Raw genomic sequence first — 24854 nt, 5'->3', positions numbered from 1 at the left:
TGGCGCATTTTCCGCAGATCCCGGTGCAGCCCGAATCGAATGACGTCAATCGCTGCTGCCGTCCTCACCCTGGAGCGGCAACGCTGAAAGAGCTCCGTGATCCCCATGCTTTGCCGCAAGGCCGGCGTCCCCGCCGCCGATGTCCGAGGGAACATCACCAGCCACCGGGCCCGCTGCACGATCGCCAGTCAGCTCCACAACGCCAAGGAGCCGATGACACTGTTCGAGCTGCAAGCCTGGCTCGGCCATCGCTCGCCACAGTCCACACGGTTCTACGCGAAGATCAGCACCACGACGCTGACCCGAGCCTACGACGACGCCGGATACTCTCCCGCAACGTCCGCACCATCGAGGTCCTCGTCGACCGGGATGCCGTCACCTCCGGTGCCGCCGCGGCCGGGGAGCCCTGGCAGCACTACGACCTCGGCCACGGCTACTGCACCTATAGCTTCTTCGAACAGTGCCAGCACCGCATGGCCTGCGCACGCTGCGATTTCTACACTCCGAAGGAGTCCAGCAGGGCCCACCTCCTCGAAGCCAAGGGCAACTTGCAGAGGATGCGGGCGTCGATCCCGCTCACCGAGGGCGAGCAAGCAGCCGTCGACGACGGGCAGGCCGCCCTCAACCGACTTCTCGACCGGCTCGCCGACGCCCCCACGCCTGCCGGTCCGACGCCTCGCCAGCTCGACCTTGCCGCAGGTGCCACTGCCCTACCGATCGTCGAAGTCCGACAGGGCAAATCGCAACAAGCTTGACAAATCCGATTCCACATAATAATCCGGTCGTCAGCGAAGTTTCGGTGAGTCTCCGTCGTGCGGATGGGGAGATCGACGAAGGCTTGGCCTGGTCGACGACAGGCGCGGATGTCTGCAGGCCTTCACTGCCGTTGCGTACGTTCCGCTGGCGCTACGGGCAGAAGCACCACTGGGGAACGCACTGGTCTTCCACCATGCGCGACCACGTCGCCTACGAGTCCCGGCTTGAGCTGACGCGCCTTCTCTACGCCGACTTCGCCCCCGACGTGTTGTTACTGGCATCGAGGAGCTCGGTCACGAGCCGACGGGCGTACGCGGCATCGAGTCCGGCCGGGCGGAAGAGGATGCGGTACATCATGGGGGCGACCACGCGATCCATCGCCGTCTCGACGTCGGGAGTTTCCTCCTCGCGACCGATCGCGCGGGCGAGCATGACGTCGATCTGTTCGGCTGCGTAGGCCGAGCACTGGCCGGCGTTGCTGCCGTCCCGATCGCCGAGCAGAGCGTCACGGATGTAGGCGCGGCCGGAGGGAGACGACATCTCGTCGAGGAACTGTTCGACCCAGGCCGTCAGGTCGGACAGCAGGTCGCCGTGGTTCTCCGGCGCTGTGTCGGGCCGCAGGCGCTCCACCGCGACGTCCGACAGCAGCTCCTGAAGGTCGCCCCAGCGGCGATAGATCGTCGAAGGGGTGACTCCGGCGCGCTGGGCGACCAGAGGGACGGTCACCGCGTCGCGGCCCTGCTCCGACAGGATTTCGCGGACAGCGGTGTGCACCGAAGCCTGGACCCGTGCACTGCGCCCGCCGGGGCGCGCCATCGGCTTGCGACTCATGACTCCACCTTAAAGCACGGATATTGCGTTTAGGAGGAGCGTGCCGGCTCGACGGGGGCGCCAGGGGCCCCTTGCCGGTCTCCTCGCTGCGGGCATCCGGTCCTGGTCCCGACCGGAGCCGAACGCATACGGGCCCGGGCCGGACGTTTCCGGCCCGGCCCGTATGGCGTTCTCAGGCGGTCGGCGCGAGCGGTCGGGCAGACTGCGTCCGCTCGTAGGCGTGGCCCACCCGCAGCAGCTGCCGCTCGCCGAAGGGCCGTCCGAGCAGCTGCATGCCGATCGGCATGCCCGCCGTGTCGTGGCCCACCGGGACGGACAGGGCGGGTACTCCGGTGATGTTGGCCGGGGAGGACAGACGCACGTAGGCGTCGGAGACGGCCTCGGTCGAGCCGTCGGACCAGTTGACACTCTCCTGACCGGCCTTCACCGCGGCCATCGGGACCGCCGGGGCGGCGATCACGTCGACCTTCTCCAGAATGCGGGCCCATTCCTCCTGCATGAGCGTCCGGGAGCGCTGGGCACGCAGATAGTCGCCCGCGCCCATCAGCTCACCGGCCTCCAGGAGGATGCGGACGTCCGCCTGGTACAGCTCGGGGACCGTACGCAGCGTGCCCTCGTGGTAGGCGGTGGCCTCCGGCACCATCAGCCCCCACTGGGTGGCCTGGACGTACCTGGTCATCGGGATGTCGATCTCGACAAGATGGGCGCCGAGCGTCTCCAGCTGCGCGATGCCCCGGCGGACGGCGGTCTCCACCTCCGCGTCGACATGGTCGAAGTAGTAATTGCGCGGCACCCCGACGCGCACTCCCGCCAGGTCCGGCTCCCGTTCCGGCCGGTAGTCGACGGCGGGGGTGTCCAGCGAGGCGGGGTCACGCGGGTCGTGCCCAGCGAGGACGGTCAGGACCAGGGCTGCGTCCTCGACGGTGCGGGTGATCGGTCCGACGTGGTCCAGTGACCAGGACAGCGACGTGACGCCGTGGCGTGGCACCAGCCCGTAGGTCGGCTTGAAGCCGACGACCCCGTTCAGCGCGGCGGGAACCCGGATCGACCCACCGGTGTCGGTGCCGAGAGCGAAGGTCGCCGCCCCGGCCGCCACCGCGACGGCGGACCCGCCGCTGGAGCCTCCCGCGACCCGGCCGCGGTCCCAGGCGTTGCCGGTCTGCGGGGTGATCAGGCCGTAGGCGAACTCGTGGGTGTGGGTCTTGCCGACCAGGACGGAGCCTGCGGCCCGTAGCCGGGCGGCGACCGTGCTGTCGGCGGCGGCGCGGTGGCCGGCCCGGACCCGGGAACTGGCGCTGGTGGCCGAACCGGCGACATCGATCACGTCCTTGAGCCCGGCCGGGACGCCGTGGAGCAGTCCCCGGAACACGCCGCGGGCCGCTTCCTGCTCGGCCTCCCGCGCCGCGCCGCGGGCCTGCTCAGCGGTGACCGCGACGTACGCCTCGACGTGCGGGTCCGCCTGGTCGATGCGGTCGAGGACCGAGTCCACCAGCTCGACGGGAGACAGCCGGCGGGCCCGGATCTGCTGCGCGGCGTCGGCCAGGGTCAGCTCATACGGCTGCATCGTGCTTCTCCTTTCCGGCGCGGTAGGCGCTGGCGGGCGGGGTGTCCCCGCAGTCCAGCTCGCGCAGGACCGCGACGACGGAGTGGATGTGGTTGGCGGTGGCGGCGACCGCGGCGTGGCGGTCATCGGGCAGAGGAAGTCCGGCACGGGCGGCCCAGCGGGCAGCCTCGGGCGGTGTGAGTTCAGCGGAGGGCATGCGGTTTCTCCTGGTCAGGGGGCATGGCAACGAAGCGCCCCGCACTAAAAGCTAACAGTTTGCTTTAGCCCGACCGTAGGCCTATGGTCGAGCTAAAGCAAATACGTTGCATTTACGGGGAGTCCCATGCCCGACGTCATGTCCGACGCACCCGCGGTGACCGACGCGCCCGCGCACGTCGCTCACCAGGCCACCCGCACCCGTGCGGGGAGGCGCACACGCACGGCTTCTTTCGCCCTCAACGTGTCGATACTCGCGGCCCTGCTGGCCGCGTCCAGCGCTCCGACCCCGCTCTACCCTCTCTACCAGGACCAGTGGGGCCTCTCCGCGCTCGCCGTCACCGTGGTCTTCAGCGCGTACGCCCTGGCCCTGTTGCTGGCCCTGCTCACCACCGGAGCGCTCTCCGACCACCTGGGGCGACGCCCCGTCCTGGCAGGCGCCCTGCTCATCGCGGCTGCTTCCATGGTCCTTCTGGCCTCAGCGGACGGCGCAAGCTCCCTGGCCATCGCCCGGGTCCTGCAAGGAGCGGCCACGGGCGCGGCCACAAGCGCCGCGGGCGCGGCGCTCCTCGACCTGGAAAACCCCCGGCGCCCGGGCCGGTCCGCCCTGGCCAACAGCGTCACCCCGGTCGCCGGCATGGCTACCGGCGTGCTCGTCTCCACCCTGCTCGTCCGTTTCGCCCCCACCCCCACGGTCACCGTCTACGTACTGCTGGCGGCGTTGTTCCTCGCCCAGGCGATCGCGGCCACCTTCACCACGGAGACGGCCCACCGCCACGCGGGAGCGCTGCCGTCGCTGCGCCCGCGGGTCAGCATCCCGCTCCCGGCCCGCCGCACTCTGCTGGCCGCGGGCGTCGCTGTCGGCGCCGTCTGGGCGCTGGGCGGCTTCTACTCCTCCCTCAGCCCGGCCCTCGTACACCTGGTGGCCCCCGACGCCCCGCAAACAGCCCGCGGCATGGTCTTCTTCACCCTCAGCGCCACCGCCGCGCTCACCGTATGGGCGCTGCGGCGAAGGCCGCCCCGTGCCACGGCGATTGGCGGCTGCATGTCCGTCCTGCCTGCCGCGGCCCTGACCCTGAGCGGTCTGCACGGCACCGGGCTGCCCGCCGTCTACGGCGGCGCGGCACTGGCCGGCATCGCCTTCGGCGCCGTTTCCCAGGGGGTGCTGCGCATGCTCCTCGCCTCGCTCGACGAGCGGGACCGCGCCGCGACACTGGCCGCCTACTACATCCTCAGTTACCTCTCCATGAGCCTGCCCGCCGTCGCTGCGGGCGCCGCTACCCAGCACTACGGGCTGGGGACCACCTCACACGCCTACTCCATCACCGCAGCTCTCCTCGCCCTGGCGGCCCTGGCGGCGCTCACCGCGTCACGACGCGGGGCGGCCCGCCCCGAAGCCGACCGCTCCCACTGAAGAGAACAAAGGAACCGACACGATGCACACCTCCCCCGCCGCCACTCCCATTCCCTCCTGGACCGTGGGCGGCGTCACCGTCCACCGCGTCGACGAAGTCGCCCTGCCGCCCGCAACCGGACCCTGGCTGCTGCCCGATGCCACCCCTGAGGTGGTGACCGCCCAGAACTGGCTGCACCCCCACTTCGCCGGCCGGGACGGGATCCTGCACATCGACAGCCACAGCTTCGCGTTCGTCGTGAACGGGCTGCGCGTTCTCGTCGACACCGGCATCGGCAACGGCAAGGAGCGGACTAACCCGGCCTGGCACAACCTGCGGACCGACTTCCTGGAGCGCCTCACCGCCGCCGGTTTCCCCCCGGACTCCGTCGACCTGGTGATCCTCACTCACCTGCACGCCGATCACGTCGGCTGGAACACACGGCAGGTGAACGGCGAATGGGTCCCCACCTTCCCCAGCGCCCGCTACCTCACCTCCCGCACCGAGCGGGAGTTCTGGGCCACGTACGACATGGAGGAGGCGCGCGAACAGATGTTCCGCGACTCCGTGATCCCGGTCGAACAGGCGGGTCTGCTGAGCACGGTCGACGTCCCGCGCAAGGGAGCCGAGATCGCCCCCGGCCTGCGCTTGATCCCGACACCCGGCCACACCCCCGGCCACGTCGCGGTGGAACTGACCAGCCAGGGGGAAACGGCGCTGATCTCCGGCGACTGCGTCCACCACCCCGTCCAGCTCGCCCACCCCGCCATCGGCGCCTGCGTCGACATCGACCCGCGGCAATCCGAGGCCACCCGCCGCAAGCTGCTCGGCTCCCTCGTCGGCACGGACACCCTCCTCCTCGGCACCCACTTCGCACCGCCCACCGCCGGCCGCGTGGTCGCCCATGGGGACGCCTTCCGGCTGGAGCCCGTCCCCGCTTCCTGATGCCGCCCTCACCTTCATCCGCAACGCCACCGGAGTCCAAATGCCTTGCTGTCCTGACGCCGGCCGGTGATTCTGGGCAGGTGCCAGGGCAGGGGAAGAGAAGGCGGCGGCAGGAGGACGCGCGGCAGCGGCTTGCTGCTCGCACCGCGCCGGACGCGGGACAGTGGGAAGTGGTCGTTGAGACACGGGATCAGGCGGAGATGCGTACGCGGTTGCGCCGTCTTCGGGAGGCAGGAGTCGACGGGTCGATGATCCGGATCGACACGCTGTGCGGGCGCCTGGGGCTGCCGACCGCTTACCGGCTGAGTCGTTTCGTGACGGGCCCCGCGCGGGAGTCCGAGCACGGGCACTCTGATCATTGATCTTGTGGCAGGTCGAGGTGATTTGACGGATGCGGCATGGGAGCGAATAGAGCCCCCGTTGCCGCGGTTGGATGGGCGTGGTCGTCCGTGGCGTGATCACCGGCAGGTGGTCAACGGGGTGCTGTGGCGGCCGACTACTCGGCGACCAAGTCAGGCATCGAGAGGTACACCATGGGGGTCGCACGGGACCTCGGGCCCCGCGACATCACGGCCAACGTCGTGGAAGCCGGGCTGATGGACGGCGGCATGCAACCGCCGGACCCCGACACCCTCAAGGCCCTGCTCAGCTCGCTGTCCCTGCAACGCATGGGGCACCCCGACGAAATCGCCGCGGCGATCGCGTTCCTGGCGAGCCCCGCCGCGTCGTACGTCACGGGCGCGGTGCTGGACGCCCACGGCGGCTACAACGCCTGAACCCGCACCCCTGCCGCGCGCCCCGAAGGACATCGCGTCTTCGGGGCACGCACCGCCAACGCCCCGCGTGTGCGTGGACACGCCTCAAGAAGCCTGGATATGGCGTCCAGGGACTACCAAATCGTCTGCGGTTCAAGCATCACCTTTCACAAAGCCATCAACCAGCACAAGGCGGCCTTCTGGGGAGACCGAACCGTTGGTCCTCCGCCCCATGGGTGAACAACCGGGAAGGCACGCTCCAGCGAGGAGCGCCGCCTGCAGGCCGTACGTCTGGCCGAAGGGGAAAGAAGAGTGAGCAGGTCTGCCTTGTCTGTCGTGTATGGCGGCCCGGCTGATCAGCAGACTGACGGTGCGGGCGATGCTGTGCAGCGAGCGATGGCTCAGCACAGCCGCAGACCGCTCGGTTGTTCGCGTTCCATTAGCGGGAGCCACAACTGCCGTGTCCTGATCTGTACGGTCTGCAACAGCGTGATGCTGGGGCCAGAGGGCAAGCTGGTCGAGGAAGTCGCGTCCTGCCGGAACAGCCGTCGTGCCACCCGCGTCATTGTCCGGGATCTCCATCGCTTCGGGGTCGGCGAAGACGACCCTCGCGCTCAAGGCGTCGCTCTGTGGCCTCGTCTCTGCTCTCCGGGTCTGCGGGAACAGCGGCACAACTGTCGCTCCGGCACGCAGTGCTCCGAAGCAGAGCACGGTGAAGGCCGCCGTGTGCGGCAGCCTCAGCCCCACGCGGTCGCCGCGGCCCACTCCATGGGCCAGCAGCCCGCCGGCGGCCCGTGCGCTGAGTTCGTCCAACTCGGCGTAGGTCAGGGCGCGGCCCTCATCCTGGACTGCGATTCGCTTCGGAAATTGCTCAGCCGCTTCCACCATGGCGGTGGCGACGTTGCTCACGTCGGTTCACTCTCATGCACACGGCCATCCTCCATCGGGATCGATCTCCACTACGGCCGGTCCGGGGCACCATGGGCAGGATGACAGGCACCTTTGTTCCCGCCGACAACGTCCCCGTCAGGGCGGCACTGCAGGCGCTTGTCCGGAGTCGAGCGCTCAAGAGGCCGGCTTGCTCGCCGCCGCAGGTAAAGCAGCGGCTGAGGAAGGTCAACGACGGGTGAACCGTCATCAGGCAGCCTGCCGCGGCGACGATCGTGACGGGGGGGGAGTCCAGATCATCCGGACGAGCTCAGAGCGTCTTTGTCAGCCACCAATGGCTGACATAGGCCGTTCCGGTCGGCTGAAATCGGGGCTGTTGATGGCGTGGCCGGGTCCTTTGCCGCTGATGCAGGTTCGCCAGGCTGCTTCGAGTGCGGTGTCATCGGCACCGTTCCTCAGAAGAGCCCGAAGGTCGGACTCTTTGGTGGCGAACAGGCAGTTGCGCAACTGTCCGTCGGCGGTAAGCCGCACACGGTCGCAGTTGCCGCAGAACGGGCGGGTGACGCTGGCGATGATTCCGATCACTGAGTCTGTCCCGGCGATGCGCCATTCTTCTGCCGGTGCGTTGTCCCGTCGGCCGATGGGCAGCAACTCGAAGCGTTCGGTGAGGCTTTGGAGAATCTCTTCAGCGGTGATCATTGCGTCGCGTTGCCACTCCCCCTGCGCGTCCAGCGGCATCGATTCGATGAACCGCATTCGGTACCCGTGCTCGGTGGCGAAGGCGGCCAGGTCGGTGACCTCGTCGTCGTTGACTCCACGAATGGGGACAGCGTTGACCTTGACCGGGGCGAGCCCCACATCACGGGCCAGGCGCAGTCCGTCCAACACGTCGGCCAGTCGGTGCCTGCGCGTGAGGACGGCATAGCGCTCCGGGCGAAGCGTGTCGAGGCTGACGTTGACCCGGCGCAGCCCGGCCGCGCGCAGGGCGACCGCGCTGCGCGCCAGACCGACACCGTTGGTCGTGAGCGACAGTTCAGGGGCAGGGTCGAGAGCGGTGAGGCGGGCGACGAGCTGGGGCAGGCCCCGGCGCAGCAGCGGCTCACCACCGGTCAGTCTGACTTCCGTGATGCCTAGACGCCGGGTGGCGACTCCGATCAGACGGACGATCTCGTCGTCGGTGAGCACGTCCTCCTTGGGCATCCAGTCCAAGCCCTCTGCCGGCATGCAATAGGTGCACCGCAGATTGCACCGGTCGGTGAGAGAGACCCTCAGATCCGTGTGGACGCGACCAAAACGGTCCGTCAGAGCCTCACCACGATGGTCGAAGGTCGGTAGGGACACTGGGACTGCCTTCTTCCTCTGATTGCAGAGCTGGTACGTCGTCGAATTCACGATACGAGAGAACCTGACTCGAGACGGCACGCCGCGTCTGCCCCGAGCCCCGCAGACGAACCTGGCGTCTGCACGCTATGCCCATCGGCCGATAAGCACCTCTTATCACCTCATCGAGATCACCTCTTTGACAACTTCTGGGGGACAGATGAAAGCTACTTTCGGGCACAGTGAGTGAATGCGGGTGTGGGTTTCGTGCTCGTGCCGCAGGGCTGCGTTCTCACAAGGGTTATGGAAGAAGAGGCAGAGCAGATATGAGCAGCAACGAGGACCCTGTCGACGACGTTCACGTCAGCTCGCCCAAGACCTGGGCGACTGGCGTGCCCGCGGTGACGCATGCGCTGGAGTACGCCCTGGGCCAGACATCGGTGCGCCGCACAGCCTTGACGCTGTTGAACATCAACCAGGGAAAGGGCATCGACTGCCCCGGCTGCGCCTGGCCCGAGCCCGCACCAGGCAAGCGGCACCTCAACGAGTACTGCGAGAACGGCGCCAAGCACATCACCGACGAGGCCACCTCGCGGCGCATCACCCGTGACTTCTTCCGCCAGTACTCGATCGCCGAGCTGGACGCCAAGTCCGACTACTGGCTCAACCAGCAAGGACGGCTCACCGAGCCCATGGCCAAGCGGCCTGGCGCCACCCATTACGAGCCCGTCAGCTGGGACGCCGCGTTCGACCTGCTCGCCAGGGAACTCCGGGGGCTGGACTCCCCCGACGAGGCCCTCTTCTATGTCTCCGGCCGGCTCAACAACGAGGCGGCCTTCCTTCTCCAGCTCTTCGCCCGCGCCTACGGCACCAACAACCTGCCCGACTGTTCCAACATGTGCCACGAGTCCAGCGGGTTTGCGATGCAGGAGACCCTCGGCACCGGCAAAGGCACCATCTCCCTGGACGACATCCACCGCTCCGACCTCGTCTTCGTGGTGGGCCAGAATCCGGGCAGCAACCACCCGCGGATGCTTTCGGCCCTCGAGGAGACCAAGCGCAACGGCGGAAGGGTCGTCGCCGTCAACACGCTGCCGGAGGCAGGGCTGCTGCGCTTCAAGCATCCACAGCGCCCGCGGGGCGTGATCGGCCGCGGCACACGGATCGCCGACCAGTTCCTGCACATCCGCGCGGGCGGAGATCTTGCCCTCTTCAAGGCCCTCAACCGGCTACTGCTGGACGCCGAGGAAGTAGCACCGGGGACCGTACTCGATCACGACTTCATCCGGACCCACACGACCGGATTCGAGGAGTTCGCCGCTCACACACGGCGGGTCACCTGGGAGGACACGCTCAGGGCGACCGGGCTGGCGCGCGAGGAGATCGAGAGCGTGGTCGACCGGGTGCTGGAGAGCCGGAGCATCATCGTGTGCTGGGCGATGGGTCTGACCCAGCACAAGCACGGGGTCCCCTCGATCCGTGAGGTCATCAACTTCCTGATGCTCCGTGGAAGCCTTGGCCGTCCGGGTGCTGGCGCGTGTCCCGTGCGCGGCCACAGCAACGTGCAGGGCGACCGCACCATGGGGGTGTGGGAGCAGATGCCGAAGGAATTCCTGTGCTCCCTGGAGCAGGAGTTCGGATTCGCCCCGCCCGCCCACCACGGCATGGACGCGGTCAACGGCATCCGGGCTATGCACGAGGGCCGAGCCAAGGTGTTCCTCGGCGTCGCCGGCAACTTTGTCAGAGCGGCACCCGACAGCGCGCGGACCGAGGCCGCCATGCGCGGGTGCCGGCTCACCGCCCACATATCCACCAAGCTCAACCGCTCGCACACCGTGTGCGGGGACACGGCCCTGATCCTGCCGACCCTCGGTCGCAGTGACCGGGACGTCCAGGCGACAGGCGAGCAGTTCATCACGGTCGAGGACTCGATGAGCGAGGTGCACGCCTCCCGGGGGAAGCTGGCGCCGGCGTCCCCGCATCTGCTGAGCGAGGTGGCGATCGTCAGCCGGCTCGCCCGCAGGACCCTGGGCAGCACGCCGCCGCTGCCGTGGGAGGACTTCGAGGCGGACTACGGCACGATCCGCGACCGGATATCCCGGGTCGTGCCGGGCTTCGAGGACTTCAATGCCCGCGTGGCCCGGCCCGGCGGTTTCCGCCTGCCCAATCCCGTCGCCGACCGGGTCTTCCCGACCCTCAGTGGGAAGGCCGTGTTCACCAGCAATGCGTTCACCGTGCCGCACGTGCCCGACGGGCATCTGCTCCTGCAGACCCTGCGTTCGCACGACCAGTGGAACACCGTCCCCTACGCTCCCAACGACCGGTACCGAGGCATCCACAACGCCCGTAGGGTCGTTCTCGTCAACCCGGACGACCTGGACGCCCTTGGCATCACGGACCGCGACGAGGTGGACCTGGTGAGCGTCTGGCACGACGGAACGGAGCGTCGCGCCCGGAGCTTCCGGGTGGTCGCCTACCCCACCAGCCGCGGCTCCGCCGCCTCGTACTACCCCGAGACCAACGTACTGGTCCCGCTGGACAGCGTCGCCGACATCAGCAACTGCCCCACCTCCAAGGGCGTGGTGGTCCGTCTGGAACCCGCACAACCCGGTGACGGCAACGCGCACGGCCCTACGGACGAGACTCGAACGCACGTATGACCGTTGGGGCGGAGGTTGCCGGCCGGCAGTGCGTGTACGGCCTCCGTTGGGCCGCTCGGCTGTGCTTGACGATCATCACCGGGTAGCTGAGGGAACCTTCCCCTTGTGCGTCGCCCTACCGACCGCATGCCCCCCATCCGCAGAAGCGGCCGGGCCACACTGCACGAAGGAAACGAGACATGGGACGAGTGACCGAGCGGCGACGGGTGCTGCGGTTCAGGGACGGGACGTCCTCGTACCGCCCGGACACCCTGGCCACCGAGGAGCCGATGGAAATCAGGGTCGGCGGACGTCCGCTGACCGTGACCATGCGTACTCCGGGCGACGACTTCGACCTCGCCGCCGGATTCCTGGTGAGCGAGGGCGTGGTGTGCACGGCCGACAACGTGGCGGGCATCCGCTACTGTGCGGGCGCCACATCGGACGGCGGCAATACCTACAACGTGGTGGACGTGGCCCTGGGCCCGGGTGTCGCCGCCCCTGACGCGTCGCTGGAACGAAACTTCTACACCACGTCGTCCTGCGGGCTGTGCGGCAAAGCCAGCCTGGACGCGGTACGCACCCGGACCACGTGGACCGTCGCCGACGACCCTCTGCGCATCGGACCGGAGATGCTCACCGCCCTTCCCGACCGCCTGCGGGCGGCGCAGCGCGTCTTCGACAGCACTGGCGGCCTTCACGCCGCCGGGCTCTTCACCGCCGACGGAGAGATGCTGTGCCTGCGCGAGGACGTCGGCCGGCACAACGCCGTGGACAAGGTCGTGGGCCACGCGTTGCGCTCGGGCATGCTTCCGTTGCGGGAGTCGGTACTCATGGTGAGCGGCCGGGCTTCGTTCGAGCTCGTACAGAAGGCGCTCATGGCAGGAATTCCCATGCTCGCGGCTGTCTCCGCCCCCTCCTCGCTTGCGGTGGATCTGGCCGCCGAGAACGGGCTGACCCTCGTCGGATTCCTGCGTGGTACTTCGATGAACATCTACGCCGGCACCGAACGCGTGCGCCCGGAACACCGCGTACGCGTCTCCTAGCCCACATGGTCACTATCAGCGCGCGCCCGGCCGAACCGGGGGCCAGGGTGTTGGATGCACACTCTGAACTGGGAGGATTCCATGAGGGAGAAGCCGCTGAGCAAGATCGGCGACGAACTGCTGCGCATCCGGCGGGACGTGTCCCGTGCCGTCGAGGGCACGTCCGCACCCGCCGGTTTCGGCGTGGACCAGGAACTGGTCACCGCTTTCGAGGCCGGGCCGCTCTCCCCGGCGGACCAGCGGGAACTGGCGCAGCAGGTGGCACAGCAACTGCCGACCCACTGGTCCCAGCCGAACACGCTCGCCGAGGCCATGACCCGGTTCATCGACGACCTCGGCGGTCAGCGCGAGCTCATCGGCTGGCTCGACCACTACCCCGGTCTCCCACAGTTGGTGGCACGGCTGTACGTCCTGATGGGACTCCTCGACCAGTACAGCGAGAACCCGGCCGTCGTCACGGCTCTGCGCGAGTACCGGCAGCGGGAACCGTATCCGGCGGGCCTCAGCGGCTATCTGGTGCCAGAGACCGACGACGAGACGCTGGCCGGACTCTCGTTCAACATCGAGGAGTTGCTGGGCGACGGTCAGCAGGGAAAGGCGGTCGACCTGGCGCTGGCGACGACCGACTGTCTGCGGCGGGTGGCCCCGCGTGCAGCGGGACTCGACCCGGCGACGGACGACATGGGTGAGGTCATGGACCACACCCACCAGGACATCCGGGAGGCGGCCGCCGCAGGCTGAACCACAAGGCCTGGCGAGACCCGACCAACCGCGTCATTCGATGTCCGAAAGCCTCTCTTCACCCGCCCCCGAGGTCATGGTGCCCCTGTCCGTTCAATCCGTGCGGCAGCCGTTCCCGCGCCGTTCCGTCTCCCGTTGGCGGGACCAGCCCGACCGAGTCGGGTGACCTGCCGAACATGCTCACCCCCCACCACGTCCTTCGGACCATTTCCCGGCACGGCTACCGGCGCTTCACGACCGACGCGATCCACACACTGACGCCCCGCGGGGTCGTCGTCCTGCACGCGACAGACGGTGCCCCTCTCTTCGCAGTGCGCTCGGCACTGGCCATGGGGTGGCTCGCACTGCCCCTCACCGAGGCTGGACGTCCCGACCTCGCCGTGTACGCCATGCTGGGCGGCTTTACGACCACCTTCGGCCGCAACCTTCCCTACGGTCGGCGCGCTCGTGCGCTCGCAGTCGTTGCTGTGGCCATGACCGCATGCGTGGGCTGCGGTTCGCTGCTGGGTGTCTGGGCCCGGCCGTGGACGGGCGGGGCGGGCGACGCGGTCGTGGTGGCGGCGACCGGGGTCGTCGCCGGCATGGCGAAACTGGCCTGCGATGCGACACAGCTCAGCGGGCTGGGGGCGGTCATGCTGCTCTTCTCGTTCGCCGTGGCAGCAAATGACCCCTCGACCTGGGCGGATGTGCTCCCCCAGACCGCACTGGCCGCCGCAGGCGCCGTAGCAGCCTGGGCGCTCGCCATGGCGGGATGGTTCCTCCACCCCGACCGCCCGCAACAGCTGGCCGTGGCCGCGGCTCTGCGGGCCGTGGCCGATCTGCTGGTCGCCCCGTCCGGGGCCGTGGCGAGCCGGGCTCGGCACCTGGCGACCCACGCCGTACTGCGTGCCTACCGTTCGCTGGGGCTCATACCTGGCACGGAACCGCTGCAGCAGAACGGCGCCTGTGCCTTCGTGCGGCTGAGCCACCTGTCCTGGTCCATGCTGATCGGCTCAGCCCGCCGTGCGCTCACCGACCCGGCCCGTACTGCCGTCCTCTTGCGCCGGCAGGCTCGGATCCTGACAGACCGACGTCGCAAGGCTCCTCTCCTGCTGCCCGAGCTGCCGTGGCCGGCGCAGCACGGCAGACGAGGAAGGTTGGCGACGGGACCCGCGAAGACATCGGCATCGGCCGACCCCGTCTCCCTTCGGACGGCCGAGCTGTTGGGCCTGCGCCGCCTCGGCGTTCCGGATCACGTCGCCGTCCTGGCCATTCCCGCGCTACGGATGGCTCTGGGGACCGCTGCCGCCGGCGGGCTGGCCGCGCTCCTGAGCCTGCAGCACGGATACTGGGCGGCCATCTCGGCAGCCGCTGTACTGCACTCCGTCAACCTGAGGACCACCGCCCAGCGAGCCGTACAGCGCACGGTCGGGACGGTCTTCGGAGTACTGCTCGCCCTCGCCGTCCTGGCCCTGCACCCCACTCCCGTCGCGCTCGCCGTGGTCATCGTGCTCATGGAGTTCCTGCTGGAGTACATCGTGGTGCGCAACTACGGCCTGGGGGTCGTGTTCATCACCCCGATCGCGCTCCTGCTGAGCGATCTCGCCGAACCGGCACCCCCCGGCGAACTGGTTGCGCACCGGCTGCTGGGCAGCCTTCTGGGGATCGTCGTCGGCCTGCTCTGCGCAATGGCGGTCGTCCACGACCACGCCGCCCTGCGGACCGAACGGGCCCTCGCGGCGTGCAGGAGAGCGACGCAACGTGCCGCGTCGGCGCTCGGGAGCACGTCGAGACCTTCACCCGCCGTCCAGGCGGCACTGGCCTCGGCTGTGGTGGAGCTGCGCGAGGCGGACGATGCGGCCGCCGGAGAACTGTGGCCCGCCGGACTGGACCCCGCCGAGGTCGCGGCGGCGGAAGAGAGCGCATACGTCCTGTTGGAGAAGCTGCACAGTCAGCCGTGGACGTGACTCCGTTCGCTTTTCCGCCCCTGCTCGGGTAAACCCACAACGTGCTATTTCGTCAACTTGAGTATCTGGTCGCCCTTTCGAGGGAGCGCCACTTCGCGCATGCCGCCCATGCCTGCCACGTCTCCCAGCCCGCACTGTCCGAGGCGATCCGGAAGCTGGAAGCGGAGCTGGATGTTCCACTGGTCCGGCGGAGCCGCAAGTACGAAGGTCTCACTCCCGAGGGCGAACGCATCGTCATCTGGGCCCAGCGCATCCTGGCCGACCGTGACGCACTCCGAGACGAGGTCGGCGCCCTCCGGACCGGGCTGAGCGGCACCATGCGCATCGGCTCCGTACCAACCGCCTCAGGGATGGTTCCCCTCCTCACAGCGCCTTTTTGCGCCCTGCACCCCCTGGTGACGGTAGAGGTTCAGGCCGATCTCCAGTCCCAGGACATTCTCCGGCAACTGCTCAACTTCGAGATCGAGGCGGGAATCACCTACGTTCAGAACCTGCCCGCCGACTTTCGCGCCGTGCCTCTCTACGAGGAGCGCCATGTACTGCTCACACATGTCGCCGACGGGCTGGCGCACCGAGACTCGGCGACCTGGGAAGAGGCCTCGCGGCTGCCACTGTGCCTGCTCAACGGGGCCATGCAGGGCCGGCGCGTCATCGACGCACTGTTCAACGAGATCGGGCTGCGCCCCTCGCCCCGGATCGAAACCGATTCGGTGGCCACGCTGTTCGCCCACGTCAGGACGGCCCGGTGGGCCAGCATCGTGCCGCACACATGGCTGCACGTCTTCGGAATCCCCCACGGAATGCAGGCGGTACCACTGATCGAACCTGCGCGTACGGTGCCAGTGGGGCTTGTGGTCACCGCGCGGGAGCCGGGTTCGACCATGGCTCGAGCCCTGCTGGAGGTCGCCAGACACACGGACGTGGCGTCCGCCCTGGAGCTTCTCCCCCACCGCTCGGCAGCCGAACCGTTCACCGGATAGCCGCCACCCTGCCCGCGTGAGAATCTGGAAGGCGTATCAGAGTCGAGATGCCGCATCCCGCGCATCCCGTCGGCCGGGGAACGGAACGGAGAGACCTCACATGACGGACGATTTTTCCGTGGGAGACCACGTGCGCTGGAACTCCGAGGCCGGATACGTCGAAGGCGTCATCACCAAGAAACACACCCGCGATGTGCAATTCAAGGGCTATACGCGCCACTGCTCGCCGGACGACCCACAGTACGAAATTAAGAGCGACAAGACCGATCATGTCGCCATGCACAAGGGTGGAGCGCTGAAGAAAGCGTAGGGACCGACGTGAGCCGGGTCTACACGATCGGGCATTCGACACGTGGATTCGACGAGGTGCTGGACATGTTGCGCAGCCATGACATCACCTGCCTGGTCGATGTGCGCTCCTACCCTTCGTCGAGGAAACATCCCCAGTGGAACCAGTCCACTGTCGAAATGAACCTGCCGCCCGACATCAAATATCTCTGGATCCCTCGGCTCGGCGGTCGGCGGCACACCCCCAAGGGGGTCCCGAGTGCAAATGGTGCATGGCGAGTAAAGGCCTTCCGTGATTACGCCGATTACATGGCGGGGGAAGAATTCGCGGAGGGCCTGGACGAGCTGATCGGGCTGGCGCGGCACGAGCGGCCCGCGATCATGTGCAGCGAGGCGGTGCCGTGGCGCTGCCACCGCCGGCTGATCACTGACGCGCTGCTGGTCGCCGGGGTGGAGGTCGTGCACATCATGTCGCGGACGGGCACGAAGCCGGCGGTCCTGAACGAGCACGCACGGGTCCGCGACGGCCACCTCACCTACCCACCGCCCGCCGCGGAGGTGCCGTGACCTTCGTCGACGAGGTCCGGGACGCGGTGTGCTCGATCCCCGCGGGTGCCGTGGCCTCCTACGGTGACGTCGGTCAACGGACCGGTGTCGGTGCACGGCAGGTGGGTCGGGCCATGAGTCTGCTGGACGAGGACGTGCCGTGGTGGCGTGTCGTGTACGCGGACGGGACGCCGCCCTCCTGCCACGGCGGGCGGGCGCCGGTCCTTCTGCGGGACGAGGGAACGCCGATGCGCGGGACACGCGTGGACATGGCCCGAGCCCGCCACCACTGGACGCCCTGACGCCCACCGTCGCTCTGCGGGTGAGGGATGTCAGGTGGCCACGAGCAGAGTCTGTGGCGCGGCCGCCTTCATGCGCATCCGCAGCCAGTCGAGTTGGGCCGTGGTCTCGGCCGAGCAAGCGTCGATGGCCTGAAGGAGCTCATGGTCGCGCAGGGCATTGCCCGCCTGGGCCACGAGGTGCCAGGTGATGTCGACGAGGTTGACGAGTTGGTAGAGGTCCAGCAGGTCGCGCAGCAACCCGGCAGGGCCCGACCGGGCGGCCGTGATGCCCTGGACGTGGAGGCGCTCGGGTGCCGACTCGTCCGGCTCGTCGAGGCGGGCCAGGACGGGGTCCAGCGCCTGGGAGTGAGCAGCGCACTGGCGGGCGAAGCGCGCGGCGGCCCAGTGGACGTCGGCATCGGCGATGTGGCCTTCGGAAACGACCGTGAAGCTGCTGCTCAGGGTGGCTTCGCTGGTGCGCTGGAGGCCCAGGTAGGTCACGAGGTGCATGAGGTGATGCCTTTCAGTCACGGGCCGTGTCGAGGGGGCGGACCGGCGCGGAGGCCGTGTGGATCGGCGCCGGTGCGGGCCCGTCGCCGGCGGCGATCCGTTCGACGGCGACCGCGGCGACCTTCAGTTCCGGTTGTTTGGAGACAGGGTCCCAGCCGGTGAGGGTGAGTTCGTTGGCCGCGGTACTGCTGTCCCCGTAGTGCCATGGTGCGAAGACGACGCCCTCCCGGATGTGCGAGATACGGGCGGGGGCCTCGATGCTGCCCCTGCGGGAGGTGACGCGCACCAGGTCGCCCTCGTCGACACCGAGCCGCCGGGCGTCGGGTTCGGAGAGCTCCACCCACATCGAGGGGGCGGCGTCGTTGAGCTGCCGGCTGCGGCGGGTCTTGGTGCGGGTGTGCCAGTGGTAGACGGTGCGGCCGGTGGTCAGGCGCAGCGGGTAGGCGTCGTCGGGTTCCTCGAAGGCGTGCTCGTAGGCGGTGGTCTTGAGGATGGCGCGGCCTTCGACGCGACGCGCGCGGTAGGCGGTTTCGCCGACCGGTGCGCCGGTGGCCAGGTCGTGGCCGTAGGTTTCACACGTGTCGACGTCGGTGTTGAACACGCCTTCGGTGTAGAGCCGTTCGGTGCCCTCGGGTGCTTGCCCGGTGCAGGGCCACTGGATGCCGCCGACGTCGTGCAGCTTCTGGTAGGTCAGTCCGCTGTAGTCGCACGGGCGTCCGGCGCTGGCCGCCTTCCACGCCTCGAATGCCTGCTCCGGGGTGTCCCAGGCCGGCAGCGGGCGGCCGTCCTTGTCCGTGAGGCCGAGGCGGCGGGCGTAGTCGGTGAAGACGGCCTGGTCGGCCCGGGCCTGGCCGGGTGGTTCGACGGCCTTCTCCTGGAGGTGGACGGTGCGGTCGACGTTGGTGAACGTGCCGGTCTTCTCCGCCCACAGCGCCGCGGGCAGCACCACGTCGGCGAGTTCGGTGGTCTCGGTGCGGTAGCCGTCGGAGACGACGACGAAGCACTGGTCGCCGGCGAGGATGCGGCGGATCCGGGCGAGGTCCGGCATCGACACGGCCGGGTTGGTGCCGGCGATCCACAGGAAGCCGACGGAGCCCTGCTCCGCGTAGCGGAAGATCTCGTTGGCGTTGGTGGGAGGAGACCAGTGCGGGATGGTCATGGGATCGACGTTCCACAGTTCGGCCAGCTCGCGCACGTGGTGGGGGTTGTCCCAGTTGCGGAATCCGGGGAGTGCGGGACCACAGCCGGCCTCGCGGTTGTTCTCCGCGGAGGGCTGGCCGTTCATCTGGAGGATGCCCGCACCGGGGCGGCCGAGCATGCCGCGCAGCAGGTGCAGGTTGTTGACCTGGCAGGAGGCGGCGGTGGCCTGGTGGGACTGGTAGTAGCCCATCGAGCAGGTCGAGACCACCCGCTCGCTCGTACCGAAGATCTCGGCGGCCGCCCGGATGTCGTCTGCGGGAACGCCGCAGATGTCGGCGGCCCACTCCGGGGTCGACTCGCGGGTCAGCGCGTCGAGCTGTTCGAAGCCGACCGTGTGCGCGTCGACGTAGTCGCGGTCCACCCAGTCGTGTGCGATCAGCTCGTGGACCAGGGCGTTCATCAAGGCGAGGTTGGTGCCGTTGCGGATCGGCAGGTGGACGGTGGCCCGTTCCGCGACCTTGGTCCGACGGGGGTCGACGCACACCAGCCGCGGAGGGTCGGCCGCCTCCAGCCGGTCGAGCATCCGGGCCCACAGCACGCTCTGGGTCTCGGCGACGTTGTGCCCGAACAGGAACAGCGCGTCGCAGCTGTCGACGTCCGAGTACGAGCCGGGCTGCCCGTCCGAGCCGAAGCTCTCCTGGAAGGCTGAGGCCGCGGTGGCCGTGCACAGCCGGGTGTTGCCGTCCATGTGCGGGGTGCCGATACCCGCTTTGCCGATCACGGCCAGCGTGTAGTACTCCTCGATCGTCAGCTGACCGGACGTGTAGAAGGCGTGACTGAGCGGGCCCTTGCCGTCCAGCAGCGAACGCGAACGCTCGACCACCCGGCTCATGGCGGTCTCCCAGTCCGTCTCGACCAGTCGCCCACCCTCGCGGATCAACGGCATGGTGAGGCGGTCGTGCTGCTCGCCCTGCCACCCGTACAGGCCCTTGGGTCCCAGGCGGCCGTGGTTGATCCGGTCCTCGGCCCGTCCCCGGACACCGACCATGCGGCCGTCTCGGACGGCGACCTCCAGTCCGCAGCCGTTGGAGCACAGCAGGCACGCGCCGCGCACCCAGGTGTCCACGTCGGCCTCGCCCACCCCGTCGATCAGGTACTGGTCCACGCGCCGGGGCCACGGTGTACCCGCGGTGTGCGGGGTGCTCGGCCCCCAGATGTCCGCGATGCGATCGCTAACCATGCCTGTTGTCCTCTCGTGTGGCTGCGTCCGAGTGCTTCCTCTCGGGCTGAATGAATGCCTTGACCATGGCGATCGCCACCGCGATCCATGCGGCGAAGCCGATCCATACCTCCACCCGGGCGATGTCGACCATGAAGTCGAGTCCGGTCGCCCGGCCGTAGCTCGCGCTCGCCGCGGCGTACATGCCCAGGGGGAAGACCATGCTCCACAGTGTGGGGTCGTAGCCGACCCGTTCGTTGCTCACCAGGTGACGACGCGCCGCAAAGGCGAGCAGGAGAGGGATCCACCAGGTACCGAACGCCCACAGCAGGAAACCGAGACCGGACACCACGTGCCGGGTGGCCACCAGCACGGGCAGCTTCGGGGGCAGGGCCAGGATCGCGGCGGCGGCGAGCACGCTGATGGCGGTGGCGCCCATGTAGACCCAGTACGTGGGGCTCAGCGCGTGCGGCGTGACCGGGTCGTCGAGCAGACGCACGGTGACCAGGCCCACCAGCATCAGATACAGCACCACGCCGATGCCCCAGAAGGCCACCGCCAGCGGCGCCAGCGAGGACGTCAGGTCCGAGTCCTTCGCCGCGACCGTCGCGGTCGCACCGGCGAGCGACTGCGTGCCCACCACCCACAGGAACCAACTGCCGTTGGTGCGAGGCAGCACCGGATTCTTCCGGTGGCCCACCACCATGGCACCGGGAACCGCATAGGTGAACACCAGCCACAGCGGAACGCTTACCAGTGCGAGTACCGCGCAAACGAGCCAGTGATACTCGAGAGCCAGACGCATGCCCAGGACGTTGAGCGCGGCCACGACGGTGAAGTACCCAAAGCCCCGGGCGGGGTCCTGAGCGTCTGCCACCACCCGCTGTGGGAAGGAGATGAGTCTCCAGGTGTAAGCCACGAGGAGTACGGCGAGGGCCACAGCGCCCACAACGAGCAGGATGTCGGACAGGAGGCTCCAGCCGAAGAGGTGAAGGCCGGTGGAGACGATGCCCGTGGCCATGACCAATGCCGCATAGCCGGGGTTCAGGCCGGCGACAGCCAGCCGGGCATGCCTGCTCACCGGTTCTCCTCCGAACCCGGGACTTCTGGCACACGGCACCTCATTCAAAAGCAATGACCCGATTCAAATTCTTGCGATATAGAGCGGCGTACCGCATCTCGGAGTGAAGTGAACGGCGCCGGTTCCCGTTTCGCGAGGCTTCAGCACTCCGCCGTCGACAGGCCAGGCGGTGTCGCACTCCTCCGGGCCACCGCGGTGGTCGCGTAAACCGCCGTCCAGGACACATGACGGGCTCGCCCTGCGCTGATACCTCGACATCAAAGCGGGCCGCGCGGGGCGGGCGGCCCTCGATGCGAATCTGCCAGCGGTCGCCGTTGCGCGACGTTTCGGTGACCGCGTAGTCCTGCCGGCCCGCCGGTCCGGCGAGTTGGAGGACGGCCGCGACGGCGGCCTGCTGTGGCGGAATGAGGTCCGTGTACCCCCGCAGGTGCTCGGCGTGGATCCGGCCGGCCAGGTGCTCCCCGACCGTCTCGACGCACGACCGGGCGTCGAGACCGCCGTAGTAGACGCCGTCGGGGGCGATGAGAACGTTCGCGGCGTACCTGTCGCCGCCGACGTGCGCGCACTCCCACACGAGGTCCGGCCACCTCTCGCTCAGCGCACGTGCGACGGGACGCCCGCGCACCGCGCAGCAGGGGTCGTGCTGACCGTGCGCACAGACAAGGACAACGGGCGGGAGACCCGCTTCACCTGGTGCGGCGAGAGCTTCGACGACCTCTGTCAAATCCTCGTCTCTGCGCCAGGTGCCCCATCTCTGTCGGTGGGCCCCGAAACGGTTGTACCGCAGCACGGCCCAGCGATCGGTCGACGCAATGGCCGTGCGACGTCCGTGTCGCCTCACCAGGAGGACCCGAGCTCGCACCGCTTGCACGGCGCGGTACACATGTGCTTTGACGTGAGGCTGGAGGTCGAGACCGTCGAACCCGTTGGCCGGCCAACCTCCCCGGTATTCGATGAGGATCCAGACGCCGCCGTACGGTGCCGTGCCTGCGAGAGGGTCGCCGCGGGTGCGGGCGGCGTCGGAGCAGAAGAAGGGACCGGGCGCAGCCGTCTCGGGCGTCACGGTTCGCTGGGCACCAGTACGCCCGCCCGCAGTAGTCTCCCGGCGAGTGCGACGCCGAGGTCGCCGGCGGTGTGTACGTCACCGTCGAGCAGGCGGGTGACGGACGCCAGGTCGCTCGGGGGGAACTCGAGCCAGCCGACGCGGGTACGCAGGCACCGCCCTTCCAGACGCGCCTCCAGGCCGTCACGCAGCCGCACTGCGGAGTCGAGGTCCAGTCCCTCGATGGCCTCGAACTGGCCCAGCGGTCCCAACGCGCCGGCCGTCCCTGCGCGCGCCGGGCCCGGTGGAACAGCGGCTCGGAGTGCGCCTCCTCGACGGCGGCGACGAGGAGGCTCCGGACGAGGCCGATCTCTTCGCCGGGTCCTCCGATTCCCAGGGGAAGGGTGGTGCGCATCTTGGGGTCGTCCCGCAGCACGGCGAGGGCCGACTGCGCAAGCTGTTCGGCCAGGGCGTAGCGCGTCCAGGTGTGAATGCCCAGGGTCAGGTGGATGGAGACCGCGCCCTGCGCCCGGGCGGAGTGCAGCCACCCGCGCGGCGGGTAGAGGGTGTCGCCGGGCTCAAGGACGGCGTCGATGCGGGCGTCGCCTTTCGTGGCCTCGGCCACAACCGAGCGCCGGGCTCCCGTTGGCGCAATGTCTATCTCGAACGGGGCAGCTCGTCGCGGGTATCCCCCTGTCAGCCACGTTAACGCTCCCCAGCGGAAACATCGATTCGGGCGAGGTTCCTGGTCTGCGGAAGGGTGATGCGCGTCAGCAGGATCGTGCACATGTGGGCGACAGCCTGGAGACAGTTGCCGAAGCCCCAGAAACTCTGCAAGTTCGTCTGGTGAGCGGTCTGTCCGGGAACTGATCGGCCTCCGGAGGGCACAGTCAGGCGTCATCGCAGCACAGGACGCAGTTCACCGAGGCATACGCCCCTTGTTCAGGCGGTCAGCGCTGCGACGGCTTCGTCCGTGTAGACGAGGAAGGTAAGCGTCTGGTGGAGATACAGCTCGATGTGTTGAGCGTCGTGTCGGGTGTAGCCGATCGCGAGGTCCTCGCCGAGCCACAGTTCGAAGTCGCCGCCTCGCGTGGACAGTACGAACGCGCCATGGAGGGCGGGTCCCCAGATCGGCGGGGCATCCAGGAGTCGGCCGAGGTGGGCGGCAATGGGGTAGCCGTGATCGGAGGTCTCATTGACCGCGGTGTAGGCATCTGCGCCCAGTACCAGCATGTAGGGACCTTCGACGCCTGCCTGACGCAGCGATGTCACGGCCTGGCTGACAGTGTCGGTGTATTCACGAGGATCGGTTGGAAGGCGTTGGACCGGGTTGGAAGTGCGGGTGCGTAGGCCGTCGATCTCCGCGGCCGGGTATCCGTCGAAGATGGCCTGGTCCTCGGCGAAGGCCATGGTACGGGCCGCGTCTTTGACCGGTTGCCAGTCCGAGTCCTGGGCGCCGCGTTCCACGTCGTCCACGGCGTCACGGGTGACGGTGAAGGGCACCCGCAGTTCGACAAGGCGTTGCACCTTGCGCAGCCGGGCCTCGAGTCCTGCCGCGGGCGCGTCGACAGGGTCGAGGTGCCCGGTGCCGACGGCGGCGAGGCCCGGGCCGTCCGGTCCGGTCACGTCGACGACGCGGCGTCCTGCGACGTTGCGCTGGAAGGTGCGTCGGGCTTCGTCCTCGATTTGCTTCCACGCCGCCGCGGTGACCGGAGCGAGTTCGCGGTGCAGGTTGCTCGTTGGGGTGGATGTCGCCATGGGATCAGACTCCTTTGAGGCTGCCGACGCCGAGAGAGCCGTCTGAGGTCGCGGCGACCGTCGGCCGGGCGGGCGGATCGTCCAGGAAGTCCGCGCTCGGCACGTGGAAGAGACAGCCGGTGACGGCGGTGGAGAAGTCGAGGATGCGGTCGTGGACGCCGGGGCGGTCGCCGAGGAACATGTGGCGCAGCATCTGTTCGATCACTTCGGGAGTGCGGGCGTATCCAATGAAGTAGGTGCCGAATTCCTGTTGTCCGATGCGGCCGAAAGGCATGTTGTCCCGTACGATCTTCCGCTCGTTTCCGTCCTCGTCCGTGATGGTGTTGAGCGCGACGTGGGAGTCCACGGGCTTGACGTCGTCGGGAAGCTCGATGTTGTTCGACTTCGTCCGGCCCATGACGTGTTCTTGAGCTTCGGTGGTCAGGGCGTTCCAAGCGGTGAGGTCGTGCAGGTATTTCTGAACGATGACGTAGCTGCTACCGGTGAAGTCTGGGTCGTCGTCGCCCACGAATACCGCCTGTGCCGCCCTTGAGCCCTCGGGGTTGGCGGTGCCGTCGACGAAGCCGAGCAGGTCGCGCTCGTCGAAGGACTTGAAGCCGTGCACTTCGTCCACGACGACGGCCGCACCACGCAGTCGCTCGGCGATCAGCTGGGCCAGCTCGAAGCACAGGTCCATGCGTCGGGACCTCAGGTGGAAGAGGAGGTCGCCCGGCGTGGAGGGGGCGCGGTGCCGGGAGCCGGCCAAGGGCACGAACGGATGCAGGTCGCGCGGCCTGGGACCATCGAAGAGTCGGTCCCAGGCGGTGGAGCCGATGCCCACCACACAGTTCAGGTCTCCGTCCGGGGCCCGGAAGCCTACTGAGCGCTTGAGCCCTCCCATGTCCTGCAGCAGGGCGCTTACCTGCTCTTCGCCGCCGGCCGTGATGGTGCACACGAGGAACACCGCTGCTTTGGCCGGTGGAGCGAGTACGGGTTGCGACTCGACCACC

At 68.7% G+C, this 24854-nt stretch carries 22 protein-coding genes and 3 pseudogenes; 13 read left to right on the top strand and 12 right to left on the bottom strand.

Annotated elements, in window-relative coordinates; translation table 11 throughout:
• Window positions 1-87 (top strand): annotated as a pseudogene (locus ACFV9J_RS35015) (IS5/IS1182 family transposase); the annotation flags it as partial.
• A 912-nt stretch (window positions 88-999) separates the two neighbouring features.
• Here ACFV9J_RS35015 and ACFV9J_RS35010 read toward each other — a convergent pair.
• The 3 genes from ACFV9J_RS35010 to ACFV9J_RS35000 form a co-directional block, all read right to left on the bottom strand.
• Window positions 1000-1587 (bottom strand): TetR/AcrR family transcriptional regulator, encoded by a 588-nt coding sequence (locus ACFV9J_RS35010; protein ID WP_385361334.1) that lies wholly within the window; start codon window positions 1585-1587, stop codon window positions 1000-1002.
• A 172-nt stretch (window positions 1588-1759) separates the two neighbouring features.
• Window positions 1760-3151: an amidase gene (locus ACFV9J_RS35005; protein WP_385361332.1), complete on the bottom strand. Its 1392-nt coding sequence runs from the start codon at window positions 3149-3151 to the stop codon at window positions 1760-1762.
• Entirely contained in the window at window positions 3138-3347 is a 210-nt protein-coding gene (locus ACFV9J_RS35000) for a hypothetical protein (protein ID WP_385361330.1), read from the bottom strand. The genes ACFV9J_RS35005 and ACFV9J_RS35000 overlap by 14 nt, the downstream gene beginning before the upstream one ends.
• 126 nt (window positions 3348-3473) lie before the next feature.
• On the opposite strand from ACFV9J_RS35000, the gene ACFV9J_RS34995 reads away from it, so the two are divergent.
• The 4 genes and pseudogenes from ACFV9J_RS34995 to ACFV9J_RS34980 all read left to right on the top strand — a co-directional run bounded on the left by ACFV9J_RS34995 (window position 3474) and on the right by ACFV9J_RS34980 (window position 6461).
• A complete protein-coding gene (locus ACFV9J_RS34995; RefSeq protein ID WP_385361328.1) occupies window positions 3474-4760 on the top strand; it encodes an MFS transporter in 1287 nt (428 codons plus the stop codon).
• Window positions 4761-4782: 22 nt separating this feature from the next.
• The gene (locus ACFV9J_RS34990) at window positions 4783-5685 is read left to right on the top strand and encodes an MBL fold metallo-hydrolase (protein WP_385361327.1); all 903 of its coding nucleotides are present in this window, start codon (window positions 4783-4785) and stop codon (window positions 5683-5685) included.
• A gap of 366 nt (window positions 5686-6051) precedes the next feature.
• Window positions 6052-6222: pseudogene (locus tag ACFV9J_RS34985) on the top strand (transposase); the annotation flags it as partial.
• Window positions 6171-6461, top strand: coding sequence for an SDR family NAD(P)-dependent oxidoreductase (locus ACFV9J_RS34980; RefSeq protein WP_385361325.1), 291 nt, complete (start codon window positions 6171-6173; stop codon window positions 6459-6461). The pseudogene ACFV9J_RS34985 and the gene ACFV9J_RS34980, both read left to right, overlap by 52 nt.
• A 132-nt stretch (window positions 6462-6593) precedes the next feature.
• On the opposite strand, the gene ACFV9J_RS34975 is transcribed toward ACFV9J_RS34980, so the two are convergent.
• Both ACFV9J_RS34975 and moaA read right to left on the bottom strand, forming a co-directional pair.
• Entirely contained in the window at window positions 6594-7349 is a 756-nt protein-coding gene (locus ACFV9J_RS34975) for an AMP-binding protein (protein ID WP_385361323.1), read from the bottom strand.
• A 303-nt stretch (window positions 7350-7652) separates the two neighbouring features.
• The gene (gene moaA, locus ACFV9J_RS34970; protein ID WP_385361347.1) at window positions 7653-8633 is read right to left on the bottom strand and encodes a GTP 3',8-cyclase MoaA; all 981 of its coding nucleotides are present in this window, start codon (window positions 8631-8633) and stop codon (window positions 7653-7655) included.
• A gap of 341 nt (window positions 8634-8974) precedes the next feature.
• On the opposite strand from moaA, the gene ACFV9J_RS34965 reads away from it, so the two are divergent.
• From ACFV9J_RS34965 to ACFV9J_RS34930, 8 genes are all read left to right on the top strand, one after another.
• Window positions 8975-11308, top strand: a complete 2334-nt coding sequence (locus tag ACFV9J_RS34965; protein ID WP_385361320.1) for an FdhF/YdeP family oxidoreductase — start codon at window positions 8975-8977, stop codon at window positions 11306-11308.
• Between the two features lie 179 nt (window positions 11309-11487).
• Window positions 11488-12333, top strand: coding sequence for a formate dehydrogenase accessory sulfurtransferase FdhD (gene fdhD / locus ACFV9J_RS34960; protein WP_385361318.1), 846 nt, complete (start codon window positions 11488-11490; stop codon window positions 12331-12333).
• A gap of 81 nt (window positions 12334-12414) precedes the next feature.
• On the top strand, window positions 12415-13074 hold the full coding sequence (locus ACFV9J_RS34955) for a hypothetical protein (RefSeq protein ID WP_385361315.1): 660 nt from the start codon (window positions 12415-12417) through the stop codon (window positions 13072-13074).
• Window positions 13075-13250: 176 nt separating this feature from the next.
• Window positions 13251-15020, top strand: a complete 1770-nt coding sequence (locus ACFV9J_RS34950) for an FUSC family protein (protein ID WP_385361312.1) — start codon at window positions 13251-13253, stop codon at window positions 15018-15020.
• 41 nt (window positions 15021-15061) lie between these two features.
• A complete protein-coding gene (locus ACFV9J_RS34945; protein WP_385361310.1) occupies window positions 15062-16000 on the top strand; it encodes a LysR family transcriptional regulator in 939 nt (312 codons plus the stop codon).
• A gap of 100 nt (window positions 16001-16100) precedes the next feature.
• A complete protein-coding gene (locus ACFV9J_RS34940) occupies window positions 16101-16310 on the top strand; it encodes a DUF2945 domain-containing protein (protein WP_385361308.1) in 210 nt (69 codons plus the stop codon).
• A gap of 8 nt (window positions 16311-16318) precedes the next feature.
• Window positions 16319-16855 (top strand): DUF488 family protein, encoded by a 537-nt coding sequence (locus ACFV9J_RS34935; RefSeq protein WP_385361305.1) that lies wholly within the window; start codon window positions 16319-16321, stop codon window positions 16853-16855.
• Window positions 16852-17136: an MGMT family protein gene (locus tag ACFV9J_RS34930; RefSeq protein ID WP_385361304.1), complete on the top strand. Its 285-nt coding sequence runs from the start codon at window positions 16852-16854 to the stop codon at window positions 17134-17136. The genes ACFV9J_RS34935 and ACFV9J_RS34930 overlap by 4 nt, the downstream gene beginning before the upstream one ends.
• A gap of 30 nt (window positions 17137-17166) precedes the next feature.
• Here the strand turns inward: ACFV9J_RS34930 and ACFV9J_RS34925 are convergent, their stop codons facing one another.
• The 7 genes and pseudogenes from ACFV9J_RS34925 to ACFV9J_RS34895 all read right to left on the bottom strand — a co-directional run bounded on the left by ACFV9J_RS34925 (window position 17167) and on the right by ACFV9J_RS34895 (window position 24853).
• Window positions 17167-17625, bottom strand: coding sequence for a hypothetical protein (locus ACFV9J_RS34925; protein ID WP_385361302.1), 459 nt, complete (start codon window positions 17623-17625; stop codon window positions 17167-17169).
• Between the two features lie 13 nt (window positions 17626-17638).
• Window positions 17639-20005, bottom strand: coding sequence for a molybdopterin oxidoreductase family protein (locus tag ACFV9J_RS34920; protein WP_385361299.1), 2367 nt, complete (start codon window positions 20003-20005; stop codon window positions 17639-17641).
• On the bottom strand, window positions 19998-21065 hold the full coding sequence (locus ACFV9J_RS34915; RefSeq protein WP_385361296.1) for a tellurite resistance/C4-dicarboxylate transporter family protein: 1068 nt from the start codon (window positions 21063-21065) through the stop codon (window positions 19998-20000). The genes ACFV9J_RS34920 and ACFV9J_RS34915 overlap by 8 nt, the downstream gene beginning before the upstream one ends.
• A 40-nt stretch (window positions 21066-21105) precedes the next feature.
• Window positions 21106-22128, bottom strand: a complete 1023-nt coding sequence (locus ACFV9J_RS34910; RefSeq protein WP_385361294.1) for a sucrase ferredoxin — start codon at window positions 22126-22128, stop codon at window positions 21106-21108.
• A pseudogene (locus ACFV9J_RS34905) lies at window positions 22125-22756 on the bottom strand (JmjC domain-containing protein); the annotation flags it as partial. The pseudogene ACFV9J_RS34905 and the gene ACFV9J_RS34910, both read right to left, overlap by 4 nt.
• 293 nt (window positions 22757-23049) lie before the next feature.
• Window positions 23050-23865, bottom strand: coding sequence for a family 1 encapsulin nanocompartment shell protein (locus ACFV9J_RS34900; protein ID WP_385361291.1), 816 nt, complete (start codon window positions 23863-23865; stop codon window positions 23050-23052).
• 4 nt (window positions 23866-23869) lie between these two features.
• Window positions 23870-24853 (bottom strand): Dyp-type peroxidase, encoded by a 984-nt coding sequence (locus ACFV9J_RS34895; protein ID WP_385361289.1) that lies wholly within the window; start codon window positions 24851-24853, stop codon window positions 23870-23872.
• Between the last annotated feature and the right edge of the window lies 1 nt (window position 24854).

Origin of the sequence: Streptomyces sp. NPDC059906 (genome assembly GCF_042730645.1) — a bacterium.
In the GTDB taxonomy this organism is placed as follows: domain Bacteria; phylum Actinomycetota; class Actinomycetes; order Streptomycetales; family Streptomycetaceae; genus Streptomyces; species Streptomyces rubrogriseus.
This window is presented reverse-complemented; position numbering and strand designations above follow the sequence as displayed.

Excerpts from the sequence above, each read along its gene's own strand:
- ACFV9J_RS35010 (WP_385361334.1), bottom strand. The coding sequence starts at position 1,587 with ATGAGTCGCAAGCCGATGGCGCGCCCCGGCGGGCGCAGTGCACGGGTC.
- ACFV9J_RS35005 (WP_385361332.1), bottom strand. The coding sequence starts at position 3,151 with ATGCAGCCGTATGAGCTGACCCTGGCCGACGCCGCGCAGCAGATCCGG.
- ACFV9J_RS35000 (WP_385361330.1), bottom strand. The coding sequence starts at position 3,347 with ATGCCCTCCGCTGAACTCACACCGCCCGAGGCTGCCCGCTGGGCCGCC.
- ACFV9J_RS34995 (WP_385361328.1), top strand. The coding sequence starts at position 3,474 with ATGCCCGACGTCATGTCCGACGCACCCGCGGTGACCGACGCGCCCGCG.
- ACFV9J_RS34990 (WP_385361327.1), top strand. The coding sequence starts at position 4,783 with ATGCACACCTCCCCCGCCGCCACTCCCATTCCCTCCTGGACCGTGGGC.
- ACFV9J_RS34965 (WP_385361320.1), top strand. The coding sequence starts at position 8,975 with ATGAGCAGCAACGAGGACCCTGTCGACGACGTTCACGTCAGCTCGCCC.
- fdhD (WP_385361318.1), top strand. The coding sequence starts at position 11,488 with ATGGGACGAGTGACCGAGCGGCGACGGGTGCTGCGGTTCAGGGACGGG.
- ACFV9J_RS34955 (WP_385361315.1), top strand. The coding sequence starts at position 12,415 with ATGAGGGAGAAGCCGCTGAGCAAGATCGGCGACGAACTGCTGCGCATC.
- ACFV9J_RS34950 (WP_385361312.1), top strand. The coding sequence starts at position 13,251 with ATGCTCACCCCCCACCACGTCCTTCGGACCATTTCCCGGCACGGCTAC.
- ACFV9J_RS34940 (WP_385361308.1), top strand. The coding sequence starts at position 16,101 with ATGACGGACGATTTTTCCGTGGGAGACCACGTGCGCTGGAACTCCGAG.
- ACFV9J_RS34925 (WP_385361302.1), bottom strand. The coding sequence starts at position 17,625 with ATGCACCTCGTGACCTACCTGGGCCTCCAGCGCACCAGCGAAGCCACC.
- ACFV9J_RS34920 (WP_385361299.1), bottom strand. The coding sequence starts at position 20,005 with ATGGTTAGCGATCGCATCGCGGACATCTGGGGGCCGAGCACCCCGCAC.
- ACFV9J_RS34900 (WP_385361291.1), bottom strand. The coding sequence starts at position 23,865 with ATGGCGACATCCACCCCAACGAGCAACCTGCACCGCGAACTCGCTCCG.